Here is a 24642-nt window from a genome sequence, read left to right as displayed (position 1 = left end):
TACTAATGCGATTTTTAAATTTTAGTCTTTTTTTGTTTTCGGTTGCTTGTTTTGCTCAAATTGAGGAAAAAAAAACAATAATTTCGGATACTACATTTGTAAATATCCAAGAGTTATCGAAGGAGTTTGTGTATGATATGAAATATGCGACGGATCAAAATTTTTTGAAAACTAAAGTTTACGATTGTCCATCGTGTTTGTTACGTTATAAAACGGCATTACACTTGATAGAGGCTAATAAAGAGTTTCAAAAAAAAGGGTATCGCATTAAACTTTTTGATTGTTATCGCCCGTTGTCTGTCCAGAAAAAAATGTGGGATATTGTACCTGATGCTAATTATGTAGCAAATCCAACCAGAGGGTCTATTCATAATAGAGGAGGGGCAGTTGATATTACGTTAGTCAATGCTGATGGAGAAGAGCTGAATATGGGGACAGATTTTGATCATTTTGGTCCAGAGGCCTCTCATTTATTTCTGGAATTACCTAAAAAAATTCTTAAAAACAGAAAATATTTAAAAGGAATAATGCAAAAACACCATTTTGAATCGTATGATTCAGAATGGTGGCATTATAATTTAGTGGGATCAAAAAAAACAGATTTATCTAACTTTAATTGGCAATGCAATTGAAATTATCAATAAAGAAATTGGCAGGGAAATGTGTTTCTATTAAAGTTTCACAATCTAATTCTTTTTTGACAACATAATCTGTATTTTCACCGGCATAACGGATACGCATAAAACTAATTGGAAATTTAGTCAATTCTGTAAAATCATCTTTTAAAAATAGAAAACTGCCTTCTACATAACGGTTGTTCAATTTTTCTTTTTCATTATAAATTAATTGGTCGCATTTATCATTTTCTCCATAAACCATAGTGTAGACTTTTCCATTGCTTAATTGGAAAATGATTTTCGAACTTTTGTCAAAACATTTAGGCATTTCAAAATCTTTACTTTTTTGAATGTGTTGAAGCTTTAAAACTGGGGTTCCATTATCTGATGCTAAAGAAATTGAAATTAAAGTTGTTTTTCCACCAAATACTTTTTCATACATCACACAGGTTTTAGTTTCTTTTAAAGTTCCTATCGAATCGATAACATTGGTAGCTAATTCGCAAGGTTTTTGTGCTATGAGGGTAGTAGTGAGGAGTGTTAAAAATAGGGTGCATAAAATTTTCATTTTTTTAAATTTTTTCGCAAAGTAATACAATTTTATTGGTATTCAAATCAGTAGTAAAAAAAGTATACAGATTTCCCCCATCTTTAATTTTCCATTTTTTTCTAATGTTTTCAACAGTTTCTGGGAAATTGCGTGTGGTAATATTAGCTTTTTGGTTTTCCAAATGGGTTTTCATTTCCGATTTGTTGTATTCGAATACTTGGTTGATTTTAAAACTTCTCCCTGGAAAATCAATTAGGGTTTCATTAGTATATAAATGTGAAAAATTATGAAGTTTAGCTACTGGATATAGACTACAAATCAGATCAAATGCCCCAGATTTCATGATGGCGCTATTGGGCTCGTATAAGTAGGTTTTGGGTAAAGTATATTCGCATGAGAAGTTTTCTTTTCCTAAAGTAAATTCAAAAGTTTCGTTTGCGGATTTGGTTAAATTTACAGCCACAATTTTAGGGCTTTCATTAAAATCTTTTTCAATAAACCACAACAATTCTTTTACTTCATTGTTAAGTGCTACGATTTGTATTTCTTTAACATGACGTAATTCGGTTAGACCCGCTGTGATATCTAAAATTGGGGCGGTTTTTATGAGGATGTTATCACTATATTGAAAATAAAAGTCTAAATGTTCTGGTACGTTAGGTAAACAGTCTTTTAGCATGAATACCTTGCCTTTAGCATCACTTCTTCGGGATGGATCGATATATATCCAATCAAAATGTTGCTGTAAGTTTTCAAGTGTTTTATGGCTGTCACCCTGAAAACATTCGATGTTTTTAGCACCTAAATTGCAGAAATTATGTTTTACAATTTCGTGTAAATCGGGTTTTAATTCGCAATGAATAAGTCGGTTAAAATTTTTAGAAAAATAATAATCATCCACACCAAAACCACCAGTTAAATCAACAAGTGTTTTTCCAGAAATTAAGCTTGCTTTATATTGCGCAGTAACTTCGGATGAGGTTTGTTCTACAGATAATTTACTAGGAAAAATGATGTTTTTTTTATGGTACCAAGTGGGTAATTTATCTTTTGCTTTTGCTTTGGACGCAATTTGATTTAAAATTTCATTCCAAGGGATTTCAGGAAACGGATTTTTCATTAATGCAACTTTCGTAAAATTGAGCATTAATGATTGATCGATGAACTCTTGTACTTTAGTGTTTAATAAATCAAAATTCATTTATAAATCTTTAGTTAACGAATGTATAAATTTGTTATTCGGGAAAAATTCTTTACCAATTACTTTCAAAATGGTATAACAAGGAACGGCGATTATCATGCCTGTTACGCCAAAAAGAAACCCAAAAATCAAAATTACTAAAAATATTTCCAAAGGATGTGAATTGGTACTATTAGAGAATATCATGGGTTGACTAAAGTTATTGTCTATAAATTGTACAACAAAAAATCCTATTAAAACATAAACAGCGTTATACAACATTTCAGGGGTGACCACACCGTTAAAATCGCCTAGTAATGTGAGTACTAGGGCTAAAATACTAGCTATTAGTGGTCCTACATATGGGATAATATTGAGTATGGCACAAATAAAGGCAATAATCATAGCATTTTCGACTCCAAAAATAAGTAATACCACAAAATATAAGATAAAAACAATAAGTAATTGGAGTAAAATTCCACTGAAATATCGTAATAAGAGATGGTCAATTTTTTCTAAAGAGTTCAAAATTTGATCTTCGTAATTGTTAGGAATAGCTTTTCTGAAAAGTCTAGTGAAAATTATACGGTCTTTCAACATAAAAAAAGTGATGAAAAAACACGAGGCTATGCCCATGCCTAAATTGCTAATGGCATTGAGCAATGAATTTAGGAAAATAGAAATAAAATTGAAATTGAAAAATTTGGTGATATTGTTTTTGTCTAGCAATTGATTTGTATTGATGCCATTCGTTTCAAGAAAACTTTTAAGTTCATCAATTAATTGATGCATTTGTATAGAGAAAGCTTTGCTATCTAACAAGGAAAAATGGGTAGCTTGGCTATTGATTAAAGGAATGAACATTACAAAAAAACCGAATAGGATTAAAGCATAAATACTTAAAACGGTTAGGGTTGCTAAAGTGTTTTTGAACTTAAATTTGCGTTTCAGAAAATCCATGATGGGTGAGCCTACCATGGTTAGCAATAGTGAAATAATTATGTAAATAATTACTGTTTGTATTTTATATAAAAAAAATAGTCCGAGACCCAAAAGTGAAAGTGTTACTACGGCTCTTACGATTCCATTGGCAATTGTTTTGCTAGTCATTTTTAGTTTTTTAGTTACTAATATAAAAAATCCTGAGCAAAACTCAGGATTTTCTGTCAATTGAAAGTTTAATTTTTTGTTTATTTCTGTTTCGCTACTAATTGCACGATTTCTACAATAACATCAACTGCTTTTTGCATACTTTCTACAGGAACATATTCATATTTTCCATGAAAATTATGTCCCCCTGCAAATATATTCGGACAAGGTAAACCCATATACGATAATCGAGAACCATCCGTACCTCCACGAATTGGTTTGATTATAGGGGTAATCCCTAAGTTTTTCATTGCTTTTTCAGCAACATCTACAATATGCATCATCGGTTCTACTTTTTCACGCATATTGTAATATTGGTCTTTAATTTCAATGTTTACAATATCGCCACCAAATTGTTTTTGATACTTCGCATTGATTTTATCCGCGATTTTTTGTGCTAATTTTTTGCGTTTTTCAAACTTCTTACGGCTATGGTCGCGTATAATTAACTGAACAGTAGTTTCCTCAATACTTCCTTTGATGTCTACCAAATGGAAAAATCCTTCGTAATCAGTGGTGCGTTCTGGAACTTGTTTTTTAGGAAGTTTTGAAATGTATTTGTTGGCTAAAAGCATGGCATTGATCATTTTACCTTTCGCATAGCCTGGGTGTACACTCTTACCTTTAAATGTTAATTTAACCCCTGCAGCATTGAAATTTTCATATTCTAGCTCACCTATTTGGCTACCATCCATGGTGTATGCCCAGTCACAACCAAATTTCTCAACATCAAAAAAGTCAGCACCACGACCAATTTCCTCATCAGGAGTAAAACCTACTTTGATAGTTCCGTGTTTGATGTGAGGGTTTTGAATTAAGTATTCCATAGCTGTGATGATTTCTGTAATTCCAGCTTTATCATCAGCTCCTAATAAGGTGGTACCATCGGTTGTTATTAATGTTTGTCCTTTGTATAACAATAAATCTTCAAAATACGAAGGCGATAATACGATGTTTTGTGCTTCATTCAAAATAATGTCACCACCATCATAATTAGGTACAATTTGCGGTTTTACATTAGCACCTGTAAAGTCTGGAGTCGTATCAAAATGTGAAATGAACCCAATAGTTGGTACTTTTTCTTCAATATTCGAAGGTAAAGTAGCTTGTATATAGGCTTTGTCATCAATACTCACATCTTGTAAACCGATAGCTTTTAATTCTTCGACTAATTTATTTGCTAAATCCCATTGTTTTGCAGAACTAGGCGTAGTTACAGAATTTGGATCTGCTTCCGTGTCAACAGTTACATAACTGATAAAACGATCAATAATATGTTGCATTTTAAATTTTGGTTAGTGGTTACTATAAAAGAATCCCCAACAGTTGAAGGGGATTAGTCAATTTATGATTTTTGTTCTTTGTTGAAATATACTAAATAATAATACATTTGACGCTCTTCGTCCCAACCTTTTTCGACAAATTTTTCTGCACTTTCAGGATTAACGAAGTCTAATTTGATTTGAATATTTGTGTCTAATTCAATCGTATTTTTCATTTTTCTGCGTACATCTGAAACCGCTTGATTAGCAATAGGGAAGTCCGTCAAATCTTCGATACTGTATTTTTCTCCACGATCTTCTTTGTAGTTTTTGAACTCAGAAATCAAATCAGGATTGTCTAAAACATCATTTAAGAATTTCGTTTCTTCGAAAGTATCGTTTTTAGCAAAGTGATTAACTGCACGGTTCATGAATAAAACCTCTTCTTTCTTATCTTCAGCAGGTAAAACGACTTCTTTGGCAAAATCTTGACAAAATTTCAAGTATTTCTTAGTCATGAAATTTTCGTCTTGGAAAGCATCAACACTTAAAAAGTGCTCTAACCAATAGCGAGCATCATAACGATTACTATCCACGGTTAAGATTTTGTAGCCTTCTTCTTTTTTGTAGTTAAAGATTAAACAACCTTTGTCAAGTTTTTGCAAGCTTATTCCTTGTTGCAAAATCATGTCTAAATTACTTCCATTTTCTTCAAATTGGAGAAAATCAGATTTGATTTCACTTTTGAAAACACCTATTACATCCACGGGTTTATTATCGATAGATACGTTAGTCATATAAGCTACATAGACTTCCCCGTTTTTAATATGCGGATGATTTGATTGTTCAAATAAGTGCTTGGTTATTTTTTTTGAAGTTTCATGTACTTGACTTGGATTGTTGAAAATTTCAGATGCCAAATTGTACATTTCATTATATTCTAAATCTACATCATGTGCAAATTGATAATAATTTTCTTCTTTTTCTCTGAAAGGTTTGAAGAAAAAATCTTTCAATAATGGCATGATTTCATCATTCAAGGCATAAGGTTGTTCTGACAAGAAGATGGCTTCATTGCGACTTTTGTTCCCTACACGGTGAATGGAGAGGTTTTCTATCTGGGCGTTAAATAGGTTTATCATTACTTTTTATTGTTTTTGTTTAAGGTTTCAAGTTTCAAGTTGTCTTACTGCAACTTTAAACTTTAAACTTGGAACTGAAAGTTAGTTCCAATTTTCTTCAAATCCGTAATCATTGAACGAATCGTCACCTTCAAACATATCGAAGTCTTCTTCGTCATAATCATCTTCAAAATCACTGTAAATATCGTCACTATCAGCGTCAAATTCTTTATCAGGTGCGGTTAGCGGCAAAATACCGTGTGAAAATAATAAATCAGGGTATGCAATACCTTGTTCGGCTTCTTCAATAGCAGCTAATTCAACGAAGAAGGTCCACATATTCAAGAAATCGTATACGTATATAATTTTAGTGTTTTCTCTATCAAAAGTAGAAGACAAGATGTAATCGGCCATAGTTAAGCCTTCACCAGGGTTGTCACCAGTATCAAACAAAGGGATTTCTTGGTCTTGGGTCCATTGGTCATCACAAGTATAGAATGCTGCCATTTCCATGCCGTCAAAACCAAAAGCGTTTACGATGGCATTGTGTAAATCTTCTAAACTATCATTTTCTTCTATAGCGATGTCTCTAAATACATCTTCTTCGGCGTCAAGAATGACTCTGAATTTGTAAATCATATTGCAACTTATTTGAGAGGGTCAAAGTTACAGATAATTTTAGATTTTAGATTTTAGTTTTCGGATTTGTTGCTAACAATTTTTTAAAAAAGGATTTAGGAGATAAAAAAAGAAAGTGTTCTAAAAGTTGAACTCATTTTCTGAGAATAGTCTGAGAATAGGATGTATTAAAATCATTTCCTATAGGTATTCAGATATTTTGACAATAAAAAAGGCTGTCCAAAAAAATAGATCAGCCTTTTTATTTTGATTAAGCTTTTTTAGCACAACAAGCTTTTTTTTCACTAGCACAAGCTTTTTTTTCTTCTTTTGTGCAGTGTTTTTTGTCTTTTTTAGAACAAGCTTTTTCGCATTTTGCTTTTTCTTTTGTTTCAGTTTTAGCTTCTTGTGCAAAAGTTCCAGCGCTGAACAAAAAAGTAGCTACTGTTAAAGTTGAGATTAATTTTTTCATACGGATATCTAATTTGATGATTTATATTTTAAATCTTGTAACTCAAATATACTATCAATTTCTATGCAGAAAATTTGTTTTAACAAAAAATTATAGTCTTTTTTGATTAATTATTGCAATAAGTTCGTTTTTTTGAAGCACACCAGATTGTCTCCACAATTGTTTTCCATTTTGAAATAGGATTAAGGTTGGAACTCCCTTAACTTGATAGGATGTGGCTAAACTTTGGTTTTTATCTACATCAATTTTAATAATTGCAATGTTGTCACCTAGAGTTTCTTTTACTTCTTTTAGAATTGGACCTAACACTTGACAAGGTCCGCACCAAGTGGCAAAAAAATCAACTAAAACGGGTTTCGATGAATTGATTATGTTTTGAAATGAGTCGGTCATTATTTAGTATTTTGATCTATTGAACAGTTTTGATTGTGACAACCTTTATTGAATATAGCCTTGTATAAAAAGAAGCCTGCAAAAAGTAGAAAGCCCCATTGTTTAGCATCAAAAGCTTGAAATATGGATAGGATTCCAAATGAGAGTTGTGCTAATCTCATAAAATGCCATTCTTTGAATAGATTTTTCATTGAAATTGAAATTTTATTGTTGGTCGTTTTCTTAAATTGTCAGCATGATTTTTAAATGCCTTTTATTGATAATTAGTTGGTTTTATAGTGTTTTACTTTGGCAAACAAAATCAGTTGTAGGTAGTTCTGTTTTAGAAATAGCTCCAAAACCACCTTCGATTTCTGTAAAATTACGATAGCCTCTTGCTTGAAGTATTGATGCTGCCATCATGCTTCTGTAGCCACCCGCACAATGAAGATAAAAATGTTCTTTTGGATTTAATTCGTTAATCCAATCATTTATATAAGCTAAAGGTTTGTTATATGCTTCTTCAAGATGTTTAGCTGCATATTCGGTTTCTTTTCTTACATCAATAATTTTATGATTGCCTGAACTGATTTGTTCAGCAAATGTTTCCGCTGTTATTCGGTGGACTGAATCGGTCTCTAAACCTGCATTTGTCCATGATTCAAAGCCATTTTCTAAGATACCTAATACATTATCAAAACCTACTCGGCTCAAACGAGTTATGGTTTCCTCTTCTTTGTTTTTTTGACAAATCAATAAAAGAGGTTGTTTTACATCGGCAATTAAGGTGCCTACCCAAGGTGCAAAATCACCCGATAAACCAATGTTTATAGATTGCGGGATGTGATTTTTATAAAAATCATCAGCGGTACGCGTGTCTAGTACTAAGGCGTCTGTATTTTCTATCATTTCTTTGAATGCTAAGGCATCAAAAGATTTTAAACTATTTTTTAAAACTTGTTCAAAATTTGTGTAACCTGTTTTGTTAAGTGCTACATTCATTCTAAAATAGGAAGGGGGAGGGGTTAATCCGTCAAGAACTTCATGAATAAATTCTTCCTCAGACATGTTTATTCTAAGCGCATAGTTTGATTTTTTTTGTTCTCCTAAAGTAGAAGAAGTTTCTTTACTCATATTTTTACCACAGGCACTTCCAGCACCATGAGCAGGATAAACAATAATATTGTCGTTTAGGGGTAGAATTTTAGTTCGCAAAGATTTAAATAGGATAGATGCTAATTCTTCCTGAGTTTTATTTGCCGCTTTTTGTGCTAAATCTGGGCGACCTACATCACCAATAAAAAGGGTGTCTCCTGAGAAAATGGCATGATCAACTCCATTTTCGTCAATTAACAAAAAAGTACTGCTCTCCATAGTATGACCAGGAGTATGTAGGACTTTTATTTGGATATTTCCGATGTTAAAAATTTGATTGTCTTGTGCAATTATGGCATCAAAATGAGGCGTTGCTTGTGGACCAAATACAATTGGTGCTCCTGTGGCTTTGCTCAAGTCTAAATGTCCCGAGACGAAATCGGCATGAAAGTGGGTTTCAAAAATATATTTTAGTTTTACATTATCTCGTTTCAAACGGTCTAAATACGGTTGAATTTCACGAAGTGGATCTATTATAATAGCTTCTTTATTTGAGGTGATATAATAGGCACCTTGTGCTAAGCAACCTGTGTAAATCTGTTCTATTTGCATTTTTGTAAATTTGGAATACAAAAATAACACATATTTTTTTATGAATATCTGATTTTAATCATTTATAACTCTGAAACTTAGAAAAGTAATTTAAAATGAGTTTTTTTTGAGTAGAATTGACTTTTGAAGTTAAAAAAAAATGCATAATCATTTGATTATGCATTTATAGGATAGTATAAGTTCAAAAATTAACCTAAAACTTCTTTTACTTTTTTACCAATTTCAGCAGGAGAGTCAACTACGTGAATTCCATTTTCTCTCATGATGCGTTTTTTAGCTTCAGCTGTATCGTCAGCACCACCTACAATTGCACCTGCGTGTCCCATTGTACGTCCTTTAGGAGCTGTTTCACCAGCGATGAAACCAACCACTGGTTTGCGGTTACCATCAGCTTTGATCCATTTAGCAGCATCAGCTTCTAATTGACCACCGATTTCACCTATCATAATGATACAGTGTGTTTCAGGATCGTTCATTAATAACTCTACAGCTTCTTTTGTAGTTGTTCCAATAATAGGGTCACCACCAATACCGATAGCTGTAGTGATACCAAAACCTTGACGTACTACTTGGTCAGCAGCTTCGTAAGTTAATGTTCCTGATTTAGAAACGATACCAATATTTCCTTTTTTGAAAACGAAACCTGGCATGATACCTACTTTTGCTTCCTCAGGCGTAATTACACCTGGACAGTTAGGACCTACTAAACGACAGTCTTTCCCTTGGATGTAGTTGTAAGCTTTAATCATATCAGCAACAGGAATACCTTCAGTAATACAAATGATTACTTTGATACCTGCATCTGCAGCTTCCATAATAGCATCAGCCGCAAAAGCGGGTGGTACGAAAATGATAGAAGTATCAGCACCTGCTTGATCTACAGCATCTTTTACGGTGTTGAAAACTGGACGATCTAAGTGAGTTGAACCTCCTTTACCTGGAGTTACACCACCTACAACATTTGTTCCGTACTCGATCATTTGAGAAGCGTGGAAAGTACCTTCACTTCCAGTGAAACCTTGTACAATTATTTTTGAATCTTTATTTACTAAAACACTCATAATTTGTGTATTGTTTGTTATGTATAAAACTTTGTGATGCAAAAGTAATTCTTTTGCTTGTAGTTTGAAAGTTAAGAATTAAAATATTTTATAAGAAAACGAAATCAAAGTATTAATAAAGTTGACTCATTTGATAACCGTAAAATAATTTATCATCTTTCAACTCCCAAATAACCATAAATGAGGCTAATAAAACTTCTTCATTAGGGTTTTCTATAGTGTTACCATAGTGTTTGTATCGGATAGAAACTCTGTTGTCATCCTTTATAACATGGGTAAGCTCAGTACGCATCATTTTGTAATTTCTTTCTAATTCATGAGCTAATAGTAAAATGTCTTTCTTTTTCATTTTAAGAAAACCTTTACTGCTGTACCATTCCAAAGTAATTTCGGGATGAATATACTGCTCTAATAAATCAGCGTTGTAAAGCGCGTCTGAGGTATAGAAGTCCTTAATAAATTTTTTAACCTTCATTTTTGTTGAGTTTATTTAGAATTTCAGGTATTTTTTTTACGTTAGCCAGTTGCTTTAACTTTTCGCGAGATTCTTCTATTGGGGTGCCAAAATAAGTTTTACCTCCTTCAATAGATTTGGTTACGCCGGTTTGTCCCATAACCACAGCTTTAGAACCAATTTTAATTCCACTTGTGGTTCCTACTTGTCCCCACAAGGTTACTTCATCTTCAATGACCACACAACCTGCAATGCCAGTTTGAGAAGCTATTAAACATTTTTTTCCAATAATAGTATCGTGACCTACATGTACTTGATTGTCTAATTTACTTCCTTCGCCTATGGTGGTATCCCCTGTAACTCCTTTATCAATAGTACAAAGTGCACCTATGCCCACATTGTTTTCGATAATAACTCTACCGCCTGACAACAATTGATCAAATCCTTCAGGTCGTTTTTTATAATAAAAAGCATCAGCGCCTAGCACTGTTCCTGCATGAATGATTACATTGTCACCAATTATAGTATTGTCGTAAATAGAAACGTTGGAATGTATAATACAGTTTTGACCTATTTGAACGTTGTGACCAACAAAACAATTGGGTTGAATTAAAGTTCCTTCACCTATATGAGCAGAATCTGCAATTGCTACATTTGCATATTGGAATGGCCTGAAATGACGCGTAAGTTTATTAAAATCTCTGAAAGGATCATCAGAAATTAATAAGGCTTTTCCTTCTGGACAAACTACTTCTTTATTAATAAGTATGATAGTTGCGTCAGATTGTAAGGCTTTGTCATAATATTTAGGATGGTCTACAAAAACGATATCACCTGGAGTAACAACGTGTATTTCGTTCATTCCTAAAATAGGAAAATTTGCATCTCCCACATATTGACAATGGATGAGAGATGCAATTTCGTGTAAAGTATATGATTTAGGAAACTTCATTATTCTTTCACACGCTCCATGTAAGCTCCAGTAGCTGTGTCAATCTTAATTTTATCACCTTCGTTGATAAATAAAGGTACATTTACCGATGCACCAGTTTCTACAGTTGCTGGTTTTGTAGCATTAGTAGCTGTGTTTCCTTTTACTCCTGGCTCAGCATAGGTTACTTCTAATACTACAGATGCAGGCATATCTACAGATAAAGGCATATCTGTTTCCGTGTTAATTTGAACCATTACAGTAGTTCCTTCTTTTAATAAATCTGGAGCATCTAAAATATCTCTATTTAAAGTGATTTGTTCAAAAGATTCTTGGTTCATGAAGTGGAATTCAGTTCCCTCATTGTATAAATATTGAAAAGTATGTGTTTCCACACGAACTACATCAATTTTGTGACCTGCAGAAAAAGTATTATCTAATACTTTTCCTGAAGTTAAAGATTTTAATTTTGTTCTTACGAAAGCTGGACCTTTACCAGGCTTTACATGTAAGAATTCAACGATTTTGAAAATATCGTGATTGTATTTAATACATAATCCGTTTCTAATATCTGCTGTACTTGCCATTTTGTATGATATAACTTAAATTTATTAAATGCTTCCTGTGTATCCTTTCATAATACCTCTTGATGAATTTCTAATAAAATCTAGAATTTCATCTCTCTCAGGAGTAGCGGTCATTTCAGCTTCAATGATAGCCAATGCCTGCGAAGTATTATAATTTTTTTGATATAAAATTCTGTAAATATCTTGAATTTCTCTAATTTTTTCAGTGGTAAATCCTCTTCTTCTTAAACCTACTGAGTTTATCCCTACATACGAAAGAGGTTCTTTTGCTGCTTTAGTGTAAGGGGGAACATCTTTACGAACCAAAGAACCGCCTGAAATCATAGCATGATCACCAATGGAAATAAATTGATGTACAGCTGCTAAGCCACCTACTACAGCATAATTTCCTATAGTTACGTGACCTGCTAGTGCTACACCATTTACTATGATTGCATTGTTTCCAATATGACAATCGTGTGCCACGTGAGCTGTAGCCATGATTAAGCAATTATTACCAATAACAGTTTGTCCTGATGCAACTGTTCCTCTATTGATGGTAACACACTCTCTAATGGTTGTGTTATCGCCAATGATTGCTAATGAGTCTTCACCACCGAATTTTAAATCCTGTGGTACCGCAGAAATTACAGCTCCTGGGAAAATATTGCAATTTTTTCCGATCCTTGCACCTTCCATAATGGTAACATTTGATCCGATCCATGTACCTTCTCCGATAACTACATTGTTATGGATAGTTGTAAAAGGCTCGATCACCACATTTTTAGCTATTTTAGCTCCAGGGTGTACATATGCTAAGGGTTGATTCATCTTTTCTTTGTTTATGTATTTGAGGTTTTAGGATTTACTTTTTTTAAGTAAACTCAAAAACCATAAACTTTTTTAACTTATTGTTTCTTTACAATTTGAGCCATTAACTCAGCTTCAGCCACTAATTTACCATTAGCAAAGGTGTATCCTTGCATATGACAAATTCCTCTGCGTATAGGCGATAATAAATCCAACTTAAATGTCAAGGTGTCGCCTGGTAATACTTTATGTTTAAACTTCACATTGTCTATCTTCATAAAGTAAGTCAAGTAATTTTCAGGATCTGGAACTGTACTTAATATTAAAATACCTCCAGTTTGTGCCATGGCTTCAACAATTAAAACACCTGGCATTACAGGTGCACCAGGAAAATGTCCTACAAAGAAATCCTCATTCATAGTCACATTTTTCAGACCAACCACTTGTGTTTCTGTCATATCTAAAATACGGTCAATTAACAAGAATGGTGGACGGTGTGGTAACATGGCCATGATTTTATGGATGTCCATCAATGGCTCTTTATTCAAATCATAAACAGGTACATTATTACGTTGCTCATTTTTTATGATTTTAGCAATTTTCTTTGCGAATTGCGTATTGACAAAATGTCCAGGTTTGTTAGCAATAACTTTACCCTTAATTTTTGTCCCTATCAAAGCTAAATCACCAATAACATCAAGCAGTTTATGGCGAGCCGCTTCGTTAGGATGATGTAATGTTAAATTATCTAAAACACCATTTGGCGTAACTGAAATTTCTTCTTTACCAAAAGCAACTTTTAACTTATCCATCGTTTCTGGAGATAATTCTTTATCAACATAAACAATAGCATTATTCAAATCACCTCCTTTTATTAGACCATGTTCTAATAGCATTTCTAGCTCATGTAAGAAGCTAAACGTACGACAATCAGCAATTTCATTTTTAAAATCTGAAATGTGCTTCATGGAAGCATTTTGAGTGCCTAATACTTTGGTTCCAAAATCGACCATAGCGGTAACACAATATTCTTCAGAAGGAATAACTGTAATTTCACTTCCAGTAGCTTCATCCGTATACGAAATAACTTCTTTAACTACATATACATAACGTTCTGCATCTTGTTCAACTATGCCAATTTTTTCAATTGCCTCAACAAAATATTTAGATGAACCATCCATAATCGGTAATTCGGATGCATCTAATTCGATTATAACATTATCTAAATCACAACCTACTAATGCTGCTAGAACATGCTCAGGCGTTTGAATCATAACGCCTAATTTTTCTAAATTAGTTCCTCTTTGCGTATTTACTACATATGTAGCATCAGCTTCTATGATAGGTTGTCCTTCTAAATCAACACGTACAAACGTAAAACCATTGTTTACTGGTGCAGGTTTGAAAGTCATTGTCACTTCTTTACCTGTGTGTAATCCAACTCCTTTTAAAGTAATTTCTGATTGGATTGTTTTTTGTTTAACCATGATTATTTATTTTTCTTTTTTAGTTCTGTTAGTTCTGTAACTATTTTTGGCAAATTTTTAAAATGCACATACGATTTATTAAAATCACTATACGGCAAGGCAGGACTTCCTTGAACCACTTCTCCATCCTTCAGACTTCTTCCAATGCCAGATTGCGCTTGTACTTTCACGCCATTTCCAATCGTAATATGCCCTACAATTCCTACTTGTCCACCTATCATGCAATTTTCTCCAATCTTTGTAGAACCTGCTATACCTGTTTGTGATGCAATAACTGTATTTTTACCAATTTCTACATTGTGAGCTATTTGGATTTGATTATCCAATTTCACACCTCTTCTGATAATTGTAGAACCTAATGTCGCTCTATCGATAGTAGTAGCAGCACCGATGTCTACATGATCTTCAATGATTACATTGCCAATTTGTGGTACTTTTGAGTACTCTCCGTTTTCATTAGGAGCAAAACCAAAACCGTCAGCGCCTATAATTGCACCAGAATGTATGGTACAATGACTTCCGATAACAGTTTCTGAATAGATTTTAGCACCGGCAAAAATCATTACATTATCTCCAATAACCACATTATCTCCAATAAAACTATTGGGAAAGATTTTTACATTATTTCCAATAGTTACATTTTCTCCAATATAACCAAATGCTCCTAGGTATAAATTTTCTCCATAATGAGCCGTAGTGGCAATAAAACTTGGTTGTTCTATACCTACCTTATTGTTCTTTATCTGATTATAAAATTCTAATAATTTAGAAAAAGCTTTATAAGCATCTTCTACTTTTATTAAAGTTGTAGTTAAAGCATTCTCGGGTTCAAAAGTGTTATTAACTATAGTGATAGTTGCTTTTGTATCGTAGATATAATTGGCATATTTAGGATTCGCTAAAAAAGTTAGCGATCCTTCAACACCTTCTTCTATTTTAGATAATTTAGAAACTTCAGCTTGTGGATTTCCCACTACTTCTCCTTCTAAAATACCTGCTATTTGCTCAGCCGTAAATTTCATAAGTCCTGCAAAAGTAAAAATTTTTTATTGAATTTAACACTTTGGTTGCTTTTGATTGTAGAATCTCTTGATTGCTTTCTTCTAAAAGTGTTTCTTTTTTGTTGTTAAACTTTATCTAATTCTTTAGGAAAACACAAGTAATACTTGATTACTTGTTTAGACAATGCTTTGAGTGATAACTGATCAGAAAGCACCGCAACATCTTCTAGATTACCATCTTTTTTCAAAATCCGAATGGGTTCGGCAATTTTACTATAGGCTTGATTTTTAATTTTACCTTTGAAAATAAAATATTTGGCTTCTACAGATGATATTTCTTTTTGCGCAGCAAAATTTTCAGTAATTTTTGTAATTTCTTCGATTGGGAATTTTTCTTCTCCCATTTTTATTTTTAGTAAATTACGATTAATGATTTTTTTACTCAATTCACTCAACACAAAATCTGGGTGGTATTGCCAATTTTTAATAGCCCCTACAATATCAGTATCATCTAATTTGGCAAATTCATTTAAAATTTCATCTGTAAAATCATCAAAAACAATTTTATTTTGAATAAAAAAAGATAATGGCTTGCTACAATCTACTTCAATTCCTTTTTGATGTAATTCTTTAGCTCTTTTAAGTATGCGAGTTAAAATTTCTTCGGCAACTAAACTTGTTTTGTGTAAATAAACCTGCCAATACATTAAACGTCTTGCCATCAAGAATTTTTCAACGGAGTAAATCCCTTTTTCTTCAATGACTAATACATCATCCACCACATTCATCATTTGGATTAATCGGTCGGAATTAATTTTTCCTTCTTCCACACCACTATAAAAACTGTCACGCTTTAAATAATCCATTCTATCCATATCTAATTGACTGGAAATTAATTGAAACATGAATTTACGATGGTATTCTCCTTTAAAGATTTGAATAGCCAAACTCAATTTTCCATCAAATTCTTTATTTAATTTATGCATAAACAATAAAGAAATTTCTTCATGGTGTACATCTTCTACGATACTATGTTCCATAGCGTGCGAAAATGGACCATGACCTATATCATGCAGTAAAATAGCAACATAAAGTGCATTTTCTTCTTCTTCGGATATTTGAACATTTTTAAAACGAAGCACACTCACTGCTTTTTGCATAATGTGCAAGCATCCTAAGGCATGATGAAAACGAGTGTGATTAGCCCCTGGATAGACCAAATAGGACAATCCCATTTGGGTGATTCTTCGCAACCTTTGAAAATAAGGATGCTGAATCAAATCGTAAATAAAGGGATTAGGAATGGTTATGAAACCATAAATAGGGTCGTTGAATATCTTAAGCTTATTGGTATGGCTCACGAATGTAAATTTAGGCTAACAAAGATAAAAAAACCTGACAGTTAACAAAAACTATCAGGCTTAAAACTATAAGTTGATTTAAAAAAATTACCAAATCACAATTCTATCCTTTTTAGGAATAAACATTTTACTACCTTCTTTAATTTTAAAAGTCTCATAAAAGGTGTCTATATTACTCAAAGGTCCATTAATTCTGAATCGTGCTGGAGCATGTACATCTGTAATTAATTGCTGTGCAAGCGCTTCAGGTTTAATATTCACCATCCAAGCATAAGCATACGATAAGAAGAAACGTTGGTTAGGAGACAATCCTGCAATTTTCTGATTATTTTTAAATTGTTCCGTCTTTTTAAAAGCTTCATACCCCATAACCACTCCGCCTAAATCGGCAATATTTTCGCCTTGCGTGGCATCTCCGTTGACAAACTTCCCTGGCAATGCTTCATATTTACTGTATTGCGCTACGATAGCTTTGGTTTTAGCTTTAAATTTTTCTAAATCTTGTGCAGTCCACCAGTTGTTTAAATTTCCTTTTTCGTCATATTGACTACCTTGGTCGTCAAAACCATGGGTGATTTCATGTCCAAAAGTAGAACCTCCAATGATTCCATATAAAACCGCATCATCAGGCATACGACCTTCGAAACCAGGTACAATAATGTTACAAGCGGGAACACAAATTTCATTATTGCTTGGGTTATAATACGCATTATAGGTTTGCGGGAACATACCCCATTCGGTTCTGTCTACTGGTTTTCCGTACTTAGTAGCCATATCTGTATAGCTCCATTTATTCACCGCCATTACATTATTCAAATAGTTCCCTTTATCAATGCTCACAGCAGATAAATCCTTCCATTTATCGGGATATCCCACTTTCATAACTATTTTAGAAAGTTTGTATAAAGCTTTTTTCTTGGTTTCGGCACTCATCCAATCTAGTTTTTTGATGCGCTCGGCATAGACTTCACGGATGTTGTTCCCTATTTCTAATAATTTTTCTTTAGTCCCTTTTGGTAAATATTCATCAACATAAACTTGACCAATTAATTCGCCCAAAGAACCATCGGTTTGTTCAACTATTCTTTTCCAGCGTGGTTTTTGTTCTTTAACGCCACTCATAACAGTGGAATAAAAATAGAAATTCTGCTTTTCAAAATCGCTTGATAAATAAGAAGCGTAATGATTAACCAAATCCCATTTTACATAGGTTTTCCATTCATTAACCGTAAAAGTTTTTAACGTTTTATCTAAAGCAGTATAAAATTCGGGTTGTCCTACAATTACCGAGTCTGCTTTTTTAATTTGCAATGTAGTCAACATGTTATCCCAGGGAATAGAAGGTGTTAAAGCCTTAAATTGCGCTAAAGATAATTTGTTGTAATTTTTAATAGGGTCACGCAAAGCTTCTAATTTCCTAGAATTTTTAGCTAAAGCAGTTTCTAATTTCATGATGGTTTGAGCCTCTTGTTTCGCAGCCATTTCAGAAGTTCCCATCAATTTCGACATGGCTTCAAGATGTTTTACATAAGCTGTACGAATGGTAACCGTTTCTTTGTCTGTATTAAAATAATAATCACGATTTCCCATGCCTAAACCACCTTGCTGGAAAAACAAAGCATATTTAGTACTGATTTTATCATCCTGACCTACATAAAAACTAAAGGCTGGACCAGCTCCAATGGTATGCAAATGCGCCATTTGAACTAATAAACTATTGATATCTTTTACGGCATCAATTTTTGCTAATTCCTTTTTTAAAGGAGAAATACCTAATTGATTAATAGCAATAGAATCCATACCTGAAGCATAGAAATCACCAATTTTTTGTTTGTTGCTACCTTTTTCAGCGTCTTCTTGAGCCGATTTTTCACAAATCTGCTTGATTTGACTGTTTATAGTATCTTGTATGGTTCTGAAAATACCGTTACTGCGTTCAGATGATGGAATTGGATTTTTTTTAAACCAGCCTCCATTGGCATAATGGAAAAAATCTTCTGAAGGTTGTATGGTACTGTCCTGATGCGTCACTAAGGCATCTGGAGCATTCGGGTCAAATTCAATTTCTTTTTTGCAACTAGTGCCTAACACGAGGGCACTTGTTAAAACAAAAGTTAATTTGTTGTAGTTCATAATGGTTTTATTGGTTTAGACTTCAAATATATTTCAATAGTGAAAAAAAATACAGGATTTTATACTTTTTTTATGAAAGTGCTGTTTTATAAATAGTAAATTGCGGTATCCTTTTTGAGATTTACAAAGCAATTTCAAAATTTAAATAGAAACAAATGAGCATCAAAATACTTTGGGTTGACGACGAAATTGATTTACTAAAACCCCATATCCTTTTTTTAGAGAAAAAAAATTATCACGTAACGACTTGTAATAATGGTCGCGATGCGGTGGAATTATTTCAAGATGAAAATTTTGACATCGTTTTTTTGGATGAAAACATGCCTGGTATGTCAGGTTTAGAGGTTTTATCGGAAATTAAAGAAAAAAAATCGACGACTCCAGTCATCATGATTACCAAAAGTGAGGAAGAATACATCATGGAGGAAGCCATAGGTTCTAAAATTGCGGATTATTTGATTAAACCAGTCAATCCAAATCAGATTTTATTGAGTTTAAAGAAAAATTTGGACCACACACGTTTGGTTTCTGAAAAAACGAGTTTAGACTACCAAAAAGAATTCCGAAAAATTGCGATGGACATGGCTATGGTGAATAGTTATGAGCAATGGGTGGAATTGTACAAGCGATTGATGTTTTGGGAAATGGAATTAGAGAATATTGACGACCAAAATATGTTTCAAATTCTTGAATCTCAAAAAGTAGAAGCCAATTCGCAGTTTGGTAAATTTATTGAAAAAAATTACGAAGATTGGTTTGCAACTAATGCAGATAAGCCTATACTTTCTCATGAAGTGTTTAGAAAATTAGTTGTTCCTGAATTGCGAAAGGATGAAAATATACTTTTTGTAGTCATTGATAATTTGCGTTATGACCAGTGGAAAGCTTTTGAGAGTGTGGTGTCCAATCATTACAAATTAGAAGCTGAAACGCCTTATTATGCTATGTTGCCTACCGCAACACAATATGCTAGAAATGCTTTGTTTTCAGGTTTGTTGCCTTTAGAAATGGAGAAAATGTATCCGCAATATTGGAAAAACGACGTAGATGAAGGTGGGAAAAATTTGCATGAAGCTGATTTTTTAAGCGAACAATTAAAGCGTTTGCGTTTGAACATTCCGCATGAATATTTTAAAGTGACTAATTTTGCCAACGGGAAGAAATTAGCAGAAAACTTTAAAGGTTTAAAAGATAAAAAGTTGGTAGCTGTGGTATATAACTTTGTAGATATGCTCTCGCATGCTAAAACGGATATGGATGTAGTTAAAGAATTAGCGTCTGATGACAAAGCTTATCGTTCCTTGACTTTAAGTTGGTTTAAAAATTCCCCATTATTAGAAATTATCCAACAGGCACAACGCTTAGGTTTCAAATTGATTTTAACCACGGACCATGGTACGATTAATGTAAAGAATCCAACGCAAGTTATTGGGGACAAAAACACGAGCTTGAATTTACGTTACAAAACGGGGCGTAGTTTAACTTATGAACAAAAAGATGTTTATGCTGTAAAAGACCCGAAAAAAATTGGTTTACCTGCCATTAACATGACCAGTTCATATATTTTTGCGAAAAACGATTATTTCTTGGCCTATATCAATAATTACAATCATTATGCGGGTTATTATAAGAATACCTATCAGCATGGTGGTATCTCGTTAGAAGAGATGATAGTGCCATTTTTGGTATTTAGTCCGAAAAAATAGGAGGGGAGTAGTAAATAGGTAAGTATATGAAACGAAAAGTGAGATTTAAAAATTGCTGAATAAAAGTAAAGAAAAGTGTGTTGGTTTCAGCACACTTTTTTAGGTTTAAAAAGACTTGTTTCTGAAAAATATCAGTCTAATTTTCAAAATCAAATCAATGGTATTATTTTGATTCCCAGTTTTTTTTCTCAATCAAGTATTCAAAATTTAAAGTTTCTGACTCTCCGTGGTAAGCAACGTTAAAAATTTTGGTCTGCACTGCGCCTAAACGTTCAATTGCTTTTTGTGAGCGTATATTCATTGCTCCTATATGAAAAAGTACATTTTCAACATACTTGAATGCATGATTTAGCATAAGATTCTTGACTTGTGGATTATATTGCGATCCCCAATACGCTCTTCCGTAAAATGTATACCCAATTAATACCGAATTATTTTTAGAGTCTAAATTATAAAAACGAGTACTGCCAATTATTTTTTGGTCCTTTTTATCAATAATTTTGAAAGCTCCTTTTGATGCGATTGCACCTTCAAAAAAGCTTTGGAAAACTTCTTTTTGGTATCTGTTTTTATTTGGATGTTGTTCCCAAACTAAAGGGTCTGATGCAATTTGATAAAGCGCTTCAAAGTCATTAATTTCTAGTGGAGCTAAAAGTATGGTATCATTTTCTAATGTGGGTTGTAAATTCATAGAATCTTTTATTTAGTTTGTGAGGTTCAATTATTTTTTGGGGTACAATAATTTGAAAGCATTAAAAACCGCAGGATGCGTAACAGTAGCATGATCCTCATCTGGCAGATAATCAAATACACTTTTAATAGTTTTAGATTTGCCGTATTTGATTTTGTCAAATAAAATATTGGCATCAACTTCCATCACATGGTTGTCAAAAATAGGACCTAATCCTTCTTTACCAACTCCTATATATATCGATTTTTCTTCTTTGTAATCTTCTTTTAAAATGGCTGAATCATATTTTAACAATTCGCCATCATTCCACCATAAACTTGGACTTATTATGATGTATTTATTAAATAAGTGTGGTTTTTTGAATAGGATTTCAGTAGCTACGAGTCCACCCAAAGATTGACCTATCAAAGTTTTGTCTGAATTAGTGTTGAATTTTTTTTCGATAAAGGGTTGTACTTCTTTTTCAATGAAATTTATAAAATTTTCAGAGCCACCAGCAGTTGGATATCTATCTTGTATTGCTTTAACTGTTGGAGGTGATGTAAAATCTCTTTTTCTATCTACATTGGCAATGCCTACAACTATTGAATTAGGAATACGGTCAATCCATGGAAAAGTGAAATAATTTACTAAACCTGTGATATGAATAAAATCTTCTGTAGCAGTACCATCTAAAACATATATTACCGCATATTTGTTTGCGTTTTTACTGTCGTATCCATCAGGTAGATAAATATTAAGGATTCGTTTTTCGTTTAAAACATTGGATTGAATTTCCTCTACTTGCCCTAATGTAAAGGGTTTAGTTGTAGTATTGTTGTTTTTTTGTGCGATTGATGAAAAATAAGACAGAAAGAATACAATAATTATTATTTTTTTCATTTGATTGATGATTTTTAGTTTCATCAAAAATACATTTTTTTGAAATGAAAAATACTAGCCATTTGGCAGGAAATGAAAAATGGCTAGATTAATATTTATAAAATTATGCGCTTTCTCTTGTTTGAGGTTAATTTATAATTTCTCCAAAAATATAATCGCCATCAGGTTTTGGGCTATAGGTAAGCACCCCTTTTTTGAAAATTACATTTCTTAATTTGATGGTATGTTTGTAAGTTGTAGGAGTTTGTTGAGTAGTTTCAATAATTATAATACCACTTTTATCTAGAATTCCTTCTTCTGCGATCCATTCTTCAGTTAAGGATGGAGAAGTAGGAGGAATAGATTGACAGAAAAAATTAGCATTTAAACCTCCGTTATACACTCTGTAGCTTATTTTATTAGTAGCACTGATTAAAGCTGTTTTAGTTCCTATGGTTTGATGTTTGTATAATGCTGGATCAATATCTAATAATAAGGCATTGGAAATATTGTATTTAAATAATAAGTTATTTCCTGAACAGTTTTGTAAAATTGCTGAATCGTAATTGAATTTTAAATCAACAACTTCCGTTCTGTGACTACCAAAATCATATTTGTCATACACTACTTGACCGTTAGGAGTGTTGAAAGTAATGTTTTTAAAAGTGATCAAATGATTATAGGCTATAATTTTTGTAGGATCTGTAGTATCTATAATTTTAGTTGAATTAATTTCAACGGTTCCTCCAGAAACGGTCCATTGTTCTAGCATAGAAATTGAAGGAGCGTCGCAAATAGTACTACTAGTAATTGTTTGACTAAATTTTTTATAAGTGATAGCGTTTGTTGCGGAAATAGGTAAATTTTGAATTCCTTCTTTATTAGGGAAATTACTTTCTAAAGTGCTATAAATTAGTGCTTCATTGTCATTTAATTTATAAAGTGTATTAGAACTGCCACATTTTTGAACGCTCACTTTTGAAAAATTAAACGATTGTTCTATTAAATTACCATCATGGCAAGAAATCAATATAAAAAGACTAGCTAAAAGCGTTATAATTTTTTTCATTTTGAAAGATAAATTTAAAACAAAAATACAATTTTTAGCATCCATTCAAAGGATTGGAAGTAAGAATTGAAAGTTTTATAAACTTTATTTATATATTTGAGCAAACTAACTACCCAAATTATGAGTGAATCTTCCTTTAAAAATGAAACATTAAGGCCGTTAATTATCATAGTAGCCTTATTTTTTATCTTCGGTTTTGTTACTTGGGCTAACGGAACTTTAATCCCTTTTTTTAAGTTATCCTTCGGATTAAGTAATACGCAAGCATTTTTTGTAACCTTTGCTTCGTACATTGCTTATTTCTTTTTAGCGTTACCTTCTTCCTGGATTTTAAGACAGTTAGGGTTTAAAAATGGTATAATAATAGGCTTATTAATTTTAGGATTAGGCTCGTTATTGTTTATTCCAGCTGCGGCACAACGTTCTTTCCCATTGTTTTTAGGAGGGATTTTTATTCAAGGTGCGGCCTTGTCTTTGCTACAAACAGCTGCTAATCCGTATTTAACAATTATTGGACCTATTGAAAGTGCTGCAAAACGAATTAGTATCGCAGGTATCTTTAATAAGTTTGCAGGTATGATAGTTCCAGTGATTATGGGAACTTTATTTTTGAAAAATGCCAGCCAAATTGAGCAAAAAATACAAATAGCTAGTGAAATTGAAAAGCAAACCATTTTAGCGGATGTTTTAAGTCGTGTTAATACTCCTTATATTGTTTTAGCTATTATTTTTTCAGCTTTTGCTTTAATTATTAAGTTTACGCATTTGCCTGAAGTAGAATTAGATGAGCAAGAGGATATGGATACTAATTTTTCTTCAAAAACGAATACTAAGACTTCAATTCTTCAATTTCCACATTTGTTTTTAGGTGCATTTTGTATTTTTATGTACGTTGCTGCCGAAGTAATGGCGGGTGATATTATAGGTGTATATGGTAAAGCTTTAGGTATACCAGCAGATACGGCTAAATACCTCACTTCAGTTACTTTGTTTAGTATGCTTATAGGGTATGTAGTTGGTATTTTTGCTATTCCTCGATACATTTCTCAAGAATTAGCATTACGCATATGTGCCATTTTAGGGATAGTGTTTTGTACCATTGCTTTTTTAAGTGCAAGTTCGCAATATTCAGTACTTTTTATAGCTTTGTTGGGATTATCAAATTCATTAATGTGGCCTGCTATTTTCCCGTTAGGGATTCATCATCTAGGAAAATTTACAAAAACAGGTTCTGCTATTATGATAATGGGTATAGCAGGAGGCGCTATTTGGCCTTTATTGTATGGCTATTTAAGTGATCTTCCACAAGATGGAGGTTTAGGAATTCCTTTTCATATTGCTTTCTATGTAGCTATACTTCCTTGTTATTTGTATATCTTGTTTTTTGCTATTAAAGGACATAAAATAGGTTTGAATTTGAAATAAATTATTCTTAAATAAATATTAATATAAATGATCGAGGT

25 protein-coding genes are annotated in these 24642 nt (G+C 32.7%); 3 read left to right on the top strand and 22 right to left on the bottom strand.

Annotated features, from left to right (window positions below):
• The first annotated feature begins 5 nt into the window (after nucleotides 1-5).
• Nucleotides 6-632 carry a M15 family metallopeptidase gene (locus ACQY29_RS12245; protein ID WP_428225467.1) on the top strand — a complete coding sequence of 209 codons (627 nt, stop codon included), beginning with the start codon at nucleotides 6-8 and terminating at the stop codon, nucleotides 630-632.
• Here ACQY29_RS12245 and ACQY29_RS12240 read toward each other — a convergent pair.
• The 19 genes from ACQY29_RS12240 to ACQY29_RS12150 all read right to left on the bottom strand — a co-directional run bounded on the left by ACQY29_RS12240 (nucleotide 613) and on the right by ACQY29_RS12150 (nucleotide 18852).
• Nucleotides 613-1185, bottom strand: coding sequence for a hypothetical protein (locus ACQY29_RS12240; RefSeq protein WP_428225466.1), 573 nt, complete (start codon nucleotides 1183-1185; stop codon nucleotides 613-615). The genes ACQY29_RS12245 and ACQY29_RS12240 overlap by 20 nt on opposite strands.
• Before the next feature lie 4 nt (nucleotides 1186-1189).
• A complete protein-coding gene (locus tag ACQY29_RS12235) occupies nucleotides 1190-2368 on the bottom strand; it encodes a THUMP-like domain-containing protein (RefSeq protein ID WP_428225465.1) in 1179 nt (392 codons plus the stop codon).
• Nucleotides 2369-3457 (bottom strand): AI-2E family transporter, encoded by a 1089-nt coding sequence (locus tag ACQY29_RS12230; protein ID WP_428225464.1) that lies wholly within the window; start codon nucleotides 3455-3457, stop codon nucleotides 2369-2371.
• Nucleotides 3458-3537: 80 nt separating this feature from the next.
• Nucleotides 3538-4779 (bottom strand): peptidase T, encoded by a 1242-nt coding sequence (pepT, locus tag ACQY29_RS12225; protein WP_428225463.1) that lies wholly within the window; start codon nucleotides 4777-4779, stop codon nucleotides 3538-3540.
• 62 nt (nucleotides 4780-4841) lie between these two features.
• A complete protein-coding gene (locus tag ACQY29_RS12220) occupies nucleotides 4842-5900 on the bottom strand; it encodes a nucleoid-associated protein (protein WP_428225462.1) in 1059 nt (352 codons plus the stop codon).
• An 81-nt stretch (nucleotides 5901-5981) separates the two neighbouring features.
• Nucleotides 5982-6518 carry an IS1096 element passenger TnpR family protein gene (locus ACQY29_RS12215; protein WP_428225461.1) on the bottom strand — a complete coding sequence of 179 codons (537 nt, stop codon included), beginning with the start codon at nucleotides 6516-6518 and terminating at the stop codon, nucleotides 5982-5984.
• Nucleotides 6519-6768: 250 nt separating this feature from the next.
• The gene (locus ACQY29_RS12210; RefSeq protein WP_428225460.1) at nucleotides 6769-6969 is read right to left on the bottom strand and encodes a hypothetical protein; all 201 of its coding nucleotides are present in this window, start codon (nucleotides 6967-6969) and stop codon (nucleotides 6769-6771) included.
• Between the two features lie 90 nt (nucleotides 6970-7059).
• A complete protein-coding gene (trxA, locus tag ACQY29_RS12205) occupies nucleotides 7060-7362 on the bottom strand; it encodes a thioredoxin (protein WP_428225459.1) in 303 nt (100 codons plus the stop codon).
• Entirely contained in the window at nucleotides 7362-7553 is a 192-nt protein-coding gene (locus ACQY29_RS12200; RefSeq protein ID WP_428225458.1) for a hypothetical protein, read from the bottom strand. The genes trxA and ACQY29_RS12200 overlap by 1 nt, the downstream gene beginning before the upstream one ends.
• Before the next feature lie 82 nt (nucleotides 7554-7635).
• Complete coding sequence (locus ACQY29_RS12195; protein WP_428225457.1) at nucleotides 7636-9048, bottom strand: MBL fold metallo-hydrolase; 1413 nt, start codon at nucleotides 9046-9048, stop codon at nucleotides 7636-7638.
• Between the two features lie 188 nt (nucleotides 9049-9236).
• Nucleotides 9237-10109, bottom strand: a complete 873-nt coding sequence (sucD, locus tag ACQY29_RS12190; RefSeq protein WP_428225456.1) for a succinate--CoA ligase subunit alpha — start codon at nucleotides 10107-10109, stop codon at nucleotides 9237-9239.
• Nucleotides 10110-10221: 112 nt separating this feature from the next.
• Nucleotides 10222-10584, bottom strand: coding sequence for a nuclear transport factor 2 family protein (locus ACQY29_RS12185; protein WP_428225455.1), 363 nt, complete (start codon nucleotides 10582-10584; stop codon nucleotides 10222-10224).
• Nucleotides 10574-11515, bottom strand: a complete 942-nt coding sequence (locus ACQY29_RS12180) for a UDP-3-O-(3-hydroxymyristoyl)glucosamine N-acyltransferase (protein ID WP_428225454.1) — start codon at nucleotides 11513-11515, stop codon at nucleotides 10574-10576. Before ACQY29_RS12180 ends, ACQY29_RS12185 begins: the two co-directional genes overlap by 11 nt.
• Nucleotides 11515-12081, bottom strand: coding sequence for an elongation factor P (gene efp, locus ACQY29_RS12175; RefSeq protein ID WP_428225453.1), 567 nt, complete (start codon nucleotides 12079-12081; stop codon nucleotides 11515-11517). Before efp ends, ACQY29_RS12180 begins: the two co-directional genes overlap by 1 nt.
• A gap of 24 nt (nucleotides 12082-12105) precedes the next feature.
• Nucleotides 12106-12891 (bottom strand): acyl-ACP--UDP-N-acetylglucosamine O-acyltransferase, encoded by a 786-nt coding sequence (gene lpxA, locus ACQY29_RS12170; RefSeq protein ID WP_428225452.1) that lies wholly within the window; start codon nucleotides 12889-12891, stop codon nucleotides 12106-12108.
• Nucleotides 12892-12968: 77 nt separating this feature from the next.
• Nucleotides 12969-14357 (bottom strand): bifunctional UDP-3-O-[3-hydroxymyristoyl] N-acetylglucosamine deacetylase/3-hydroxyacyl-ACP dehydratase, encoded by a 1389-nt coding sequence (locus ACQY29_RS12165; protein ID WP_428225451.1) that lies wholly within the window; start codon nucleotides 14355-14357, stop codon nucleotides 12969-12971.
• 2 nt (nucleotides 14358-14359) lie between these two features.
• A complete protein-coding gene (gene lpxD, locus ACQY29_RS12160; protein ID WP_428225450.1) occupies nucleotides 14360-15379 on the bottom strand; it encodes a UDP-3-O-(3-hydroxymyristoyl)glucosamine N-acyltransferase in 1020 nt (339 codons plus the stop codon).
• A gap of 104 nt (nucleotides 15380-15483) precedes the next feature.
• On the bottom strand, nucleotides 15484-16719 hold the full coding sequence (locus tag ACQY29_RS12155; protein WP_428225449.1) for an HD domain-containing protein: 1236 nt from the start codon (nucleotides 16717-16719) through the stop codon (nucleotides 15484-15486).
• Between the two features lie 87 nt (nucleotides 16720-16806).
• Nucleotides 16807-18852, bottom strand: a complete 2046-nt coding sequence (locus ACQY29_RS12150; protein ID WP_428225448.1) for a M13 family metallopeptidase — start codon at nucleotides 18850-18852, stop codon at nucleotides 16807-16809.
• A 155-nt stretch (nucleotides 18853-19007) separates the two neighbouring features.
• Between ACQY29_RS12150 and ACQY29_RS12145 the strand changes: the two genes are divergently transcribed.
• A complete protein-coding gene (locus tag ACQY29_RS12145; protein ID WP_428225447.1) occupies nucleotides 19008-20558 on the top strand; it encodes a response regulator in 1551 nt (516 codons plus the stop codon).
• 163 nt (nucleotides 20559-20721) lie between these two features.
• On the opposite strand, the gene ACQY29_RS12140 is transcribed toward ACQY29_RS12145, so the two are convergent.
• From ACQY29_RS12140 to ACQY29_RS12130, 3 genes are all read right to left on the bottom strand, one after another.
• On the bottom strand, nucleotides 20722-21249 hold the full coding sequence (locus tag ACQY29_RS12140; protein ID WP_428225446.1) for a GNAT family N-acetyltransferase: 528 nt from the start codon (nucleotides 21247-21249) through the stop codon (nucleotides 20722-20724).
• A 30-nt stretch (nucleotides 21250-21279) separates the two neighbouring features.
• The gene (locus ACQY29_RS12135) at nucleotides 21280-22131 is read right to left on the bottom strand and encodes an alpha/beta hydrolase (protein WP_428225445.1); all 852 of its coding nucleotides are present in this window, start codon (nucleotides 22129-22131) and stop codon (nucleotides 21280-21282) included.
• A gap of 127 nt (nucleotides 22132-22258) precedes the next feature.
• Nucleotides 22259-23179, bottom strand: coding sequence for a hypothetical protein (locus tag ACQY29_RS12130; RefSeq protein ID WP_428225444.1), 921 nt, complete (start codon nucleotides 23177-23179; stop codon nucleotides 22259-22261).
• A 120-nt stretch (nucleotides 23180-23299) separates the two neighbouring features.
• Here ACQY29_RS12130 and ACQY29_RS12125 point away from each other — a divergent pair, with 120 nt between their 5' ends.
• Nucleotides 23300-24604, top strand: a complete 1305-nt coding sequence (locus ACQY29_RS12125; protein WP_428225443.1) for a sugar MFS transporter — start codon at nucleotides 23300-23302, stop codon at nucleotides 24602-24604.
• Nucleotides 24605-24642: the final 38 nt, after the last annotated feature.

Source organism: Flavobacterium sp. (assembly GCF_965262375.1).
Lineage (GTDB): Bacteria > Bacteroidota > Bacteroidia > Flavobacteriales > Flavobacteriaceae > Flavobacterium.
Note: the sequence above shows the minus strand (reverse complement) of the source record. Positions and strands in the feature narration are given on the sequence as shown.

What these genes read in the sequence shown, in the direction of transcription:
- ACQY29_RS12140 (WP_428225446.1), bottom strand. Translation starts at nt 21,249, where the DNA reads ATGAATTTACAACCCACATTAGAAAATGATACCATACTTTTAGCTCCA.
- ACQY29_RS12200 (WP_428225458.1), bottom strand. Translation starts at nt 7,553, where the DNA reads ATGAAAAATCTATTCAAAGAATGGCATTTTATGAGATTAGCACAACTC.
- ACQY29_RS12195 (WP_428225457.1), bottom strand. Translation starts at nt 9,048, where the DNA reads ATGCAAATAGAACAGATTTACACAGGTTGCTTAGCACAAGGTGCCTAT.
- ACQY29_RS12215 (WP_428225461.1), bottom strand. Translation starts at nt 6,518, where the DNA reads ATGATTTACAAATTCAGAGTCATTCTTGACGCCGAAGAAGATGTATTT.
- ACQY29_RS12240 (WP_428225466.1), bottom strand. Translation starts at nt 1,185, where the DNA reads ATGAAAATTTTATGCACCCTATTTTTAACACTCCTCACTACTACCCTC.
- ACQY29_RS12125 (WP_428225443.1), top strand. Translation starts at nt 23,300, where the DNA reads ATGAGTGAATCTTCCTTTAAAAATGAAACATTAAGGCCGTTAATTATC.
- ACQY29_RS12220 (WP_428225462.1), bottom strand. Translation starts at nt 5,900, where the DNA reads ATGATAAACCTATTTAACGCCCAGATAGAAAACCTCTCCATTCACCGT.
- trxA (WP_428225459.1), bottom strand. Translation starts at nt 7,362, where the DNA reads ATGACCGACTCATTTCAAAACATAATCAATTCATCGAAACCCGTTTTA.
- sucD (WP_428225456.1), bottom strand. Translation starts at nt 10,109, where the DNA reads ATGAGTGTTTTAGTAAATAAAGATTCAAAAATAATTGTACAAGGTTTC.
- ACQY29_RS12245 (WP_428225467.1), top strand. Translation starts at nt 6, where the DNA reads ATGCGATTTTTAAATTTTAGTCTTTTTTTGTTTTCGGTTGCTTGTTTT.
- efp (WP_428225453.1), bottom strand. Translation starts at nt 12,081, where the DNA reads ATGGCAAGTACAGCAGATATTAGAAACGGATTATGTATTAAATACAAT.
- pepT (WP_428225463.1), bottom strand. Translation starts at nt 4,779, where the DNA reads ATGCAACATATTATTGATCGTTTTATCAGTTATGTAACTGTTGACACG.
- ACQY29_RS12130 (WP_428225444.1), bottom strand. Translation starts at nt 23,179, where the DNA reads ATGAAAAAAATTATAACGCTTTTAGCTAGTCTTTTTATATTGATTTCT.
- ACQY29_RS12230 (WP_428225464.1), bottom strand. Translation starts at nt 3,457, where the DNA reads ATGACTAGCAAAACAATTGCCAATGGAATCGTAAGAGCCGTAGTAACA.
- ACQY29_RS12145 (WP_428225447.1), top strand. Translation starts at nt 19,008, where the DNA reads ATGAGCATCAAAATACTTTGGGTTGACGACGAAATTGATTTACTAAAA.
- ACQY29_RS12180 (WP_428225454.1), bottom strand. Translation starts at nt 11,515, where the DNA reads ATGAAGTTTCCTAAATCATATACTTTACACGAAATTGCATCTCTCATC.
- ACQY29_RS12235 (WP_428225465.1), bottom strand. Translation starts at nt 2,368, where the DNA reads ATGAATTTTGATTTATTAAACACTAAAGTACAAGAGTTCATCGATCAA.
- ACQY29_RS12210 (WP_428225460.1), bottom strand. Translation starts at nt 6,969, where the DNA reads ATGAAAAAATTAATCTCAACTTTAACAGTAGCTACTTTTTTGTTCAGC.
- lpxA (WP_428225452.1), bottom strand. Translation starts at nt 12,891, where the DNA reads ATGAATCAACCCTTAGCATATGTACACCCTGGAGCTAAAATAGCTAAA.
- lpxD (WP_428225450.1), bottom strand. Translation starts at nt 15,379, where the DNA reads ATGAAATTTACGGCTGAGCAAATAGCAGGTATTTTAGAAGGAGAAGTA.
- ACQY29_RS12185 (WP_428225455.1), bottom strand. Translation starts at nt 10,584, where the DNA reads ATGAAGGTTAAAAAATTTATTAAGGACTTCTATACCTCAGACGCGCTT.
- ACQY29_RS12165 (WP_428225451.1), bottom strand. Translation starts at nt 14,357, where the DNA reads ATGGTTAAACAAAAAACAATCCAATCAGAAATTACTTTAAAAGGAGTT.
- ACQY29_RS12135 (WP_428225445.1), bottom strand. Translation starts at nt 22,131, where the DNA reads ATGAAAAAAATAATAATTATTGTATTCTTTCTGTCTTATTTTTCATCA.
- ACQY29_RS12150 (WP_428225448.1), bottom strand. Translation starts at nt 18,852, where the DNA reads ATGAACTACAACAAATTAACTTTTGTTTTAACAAGTGCCCTCGTGTTA.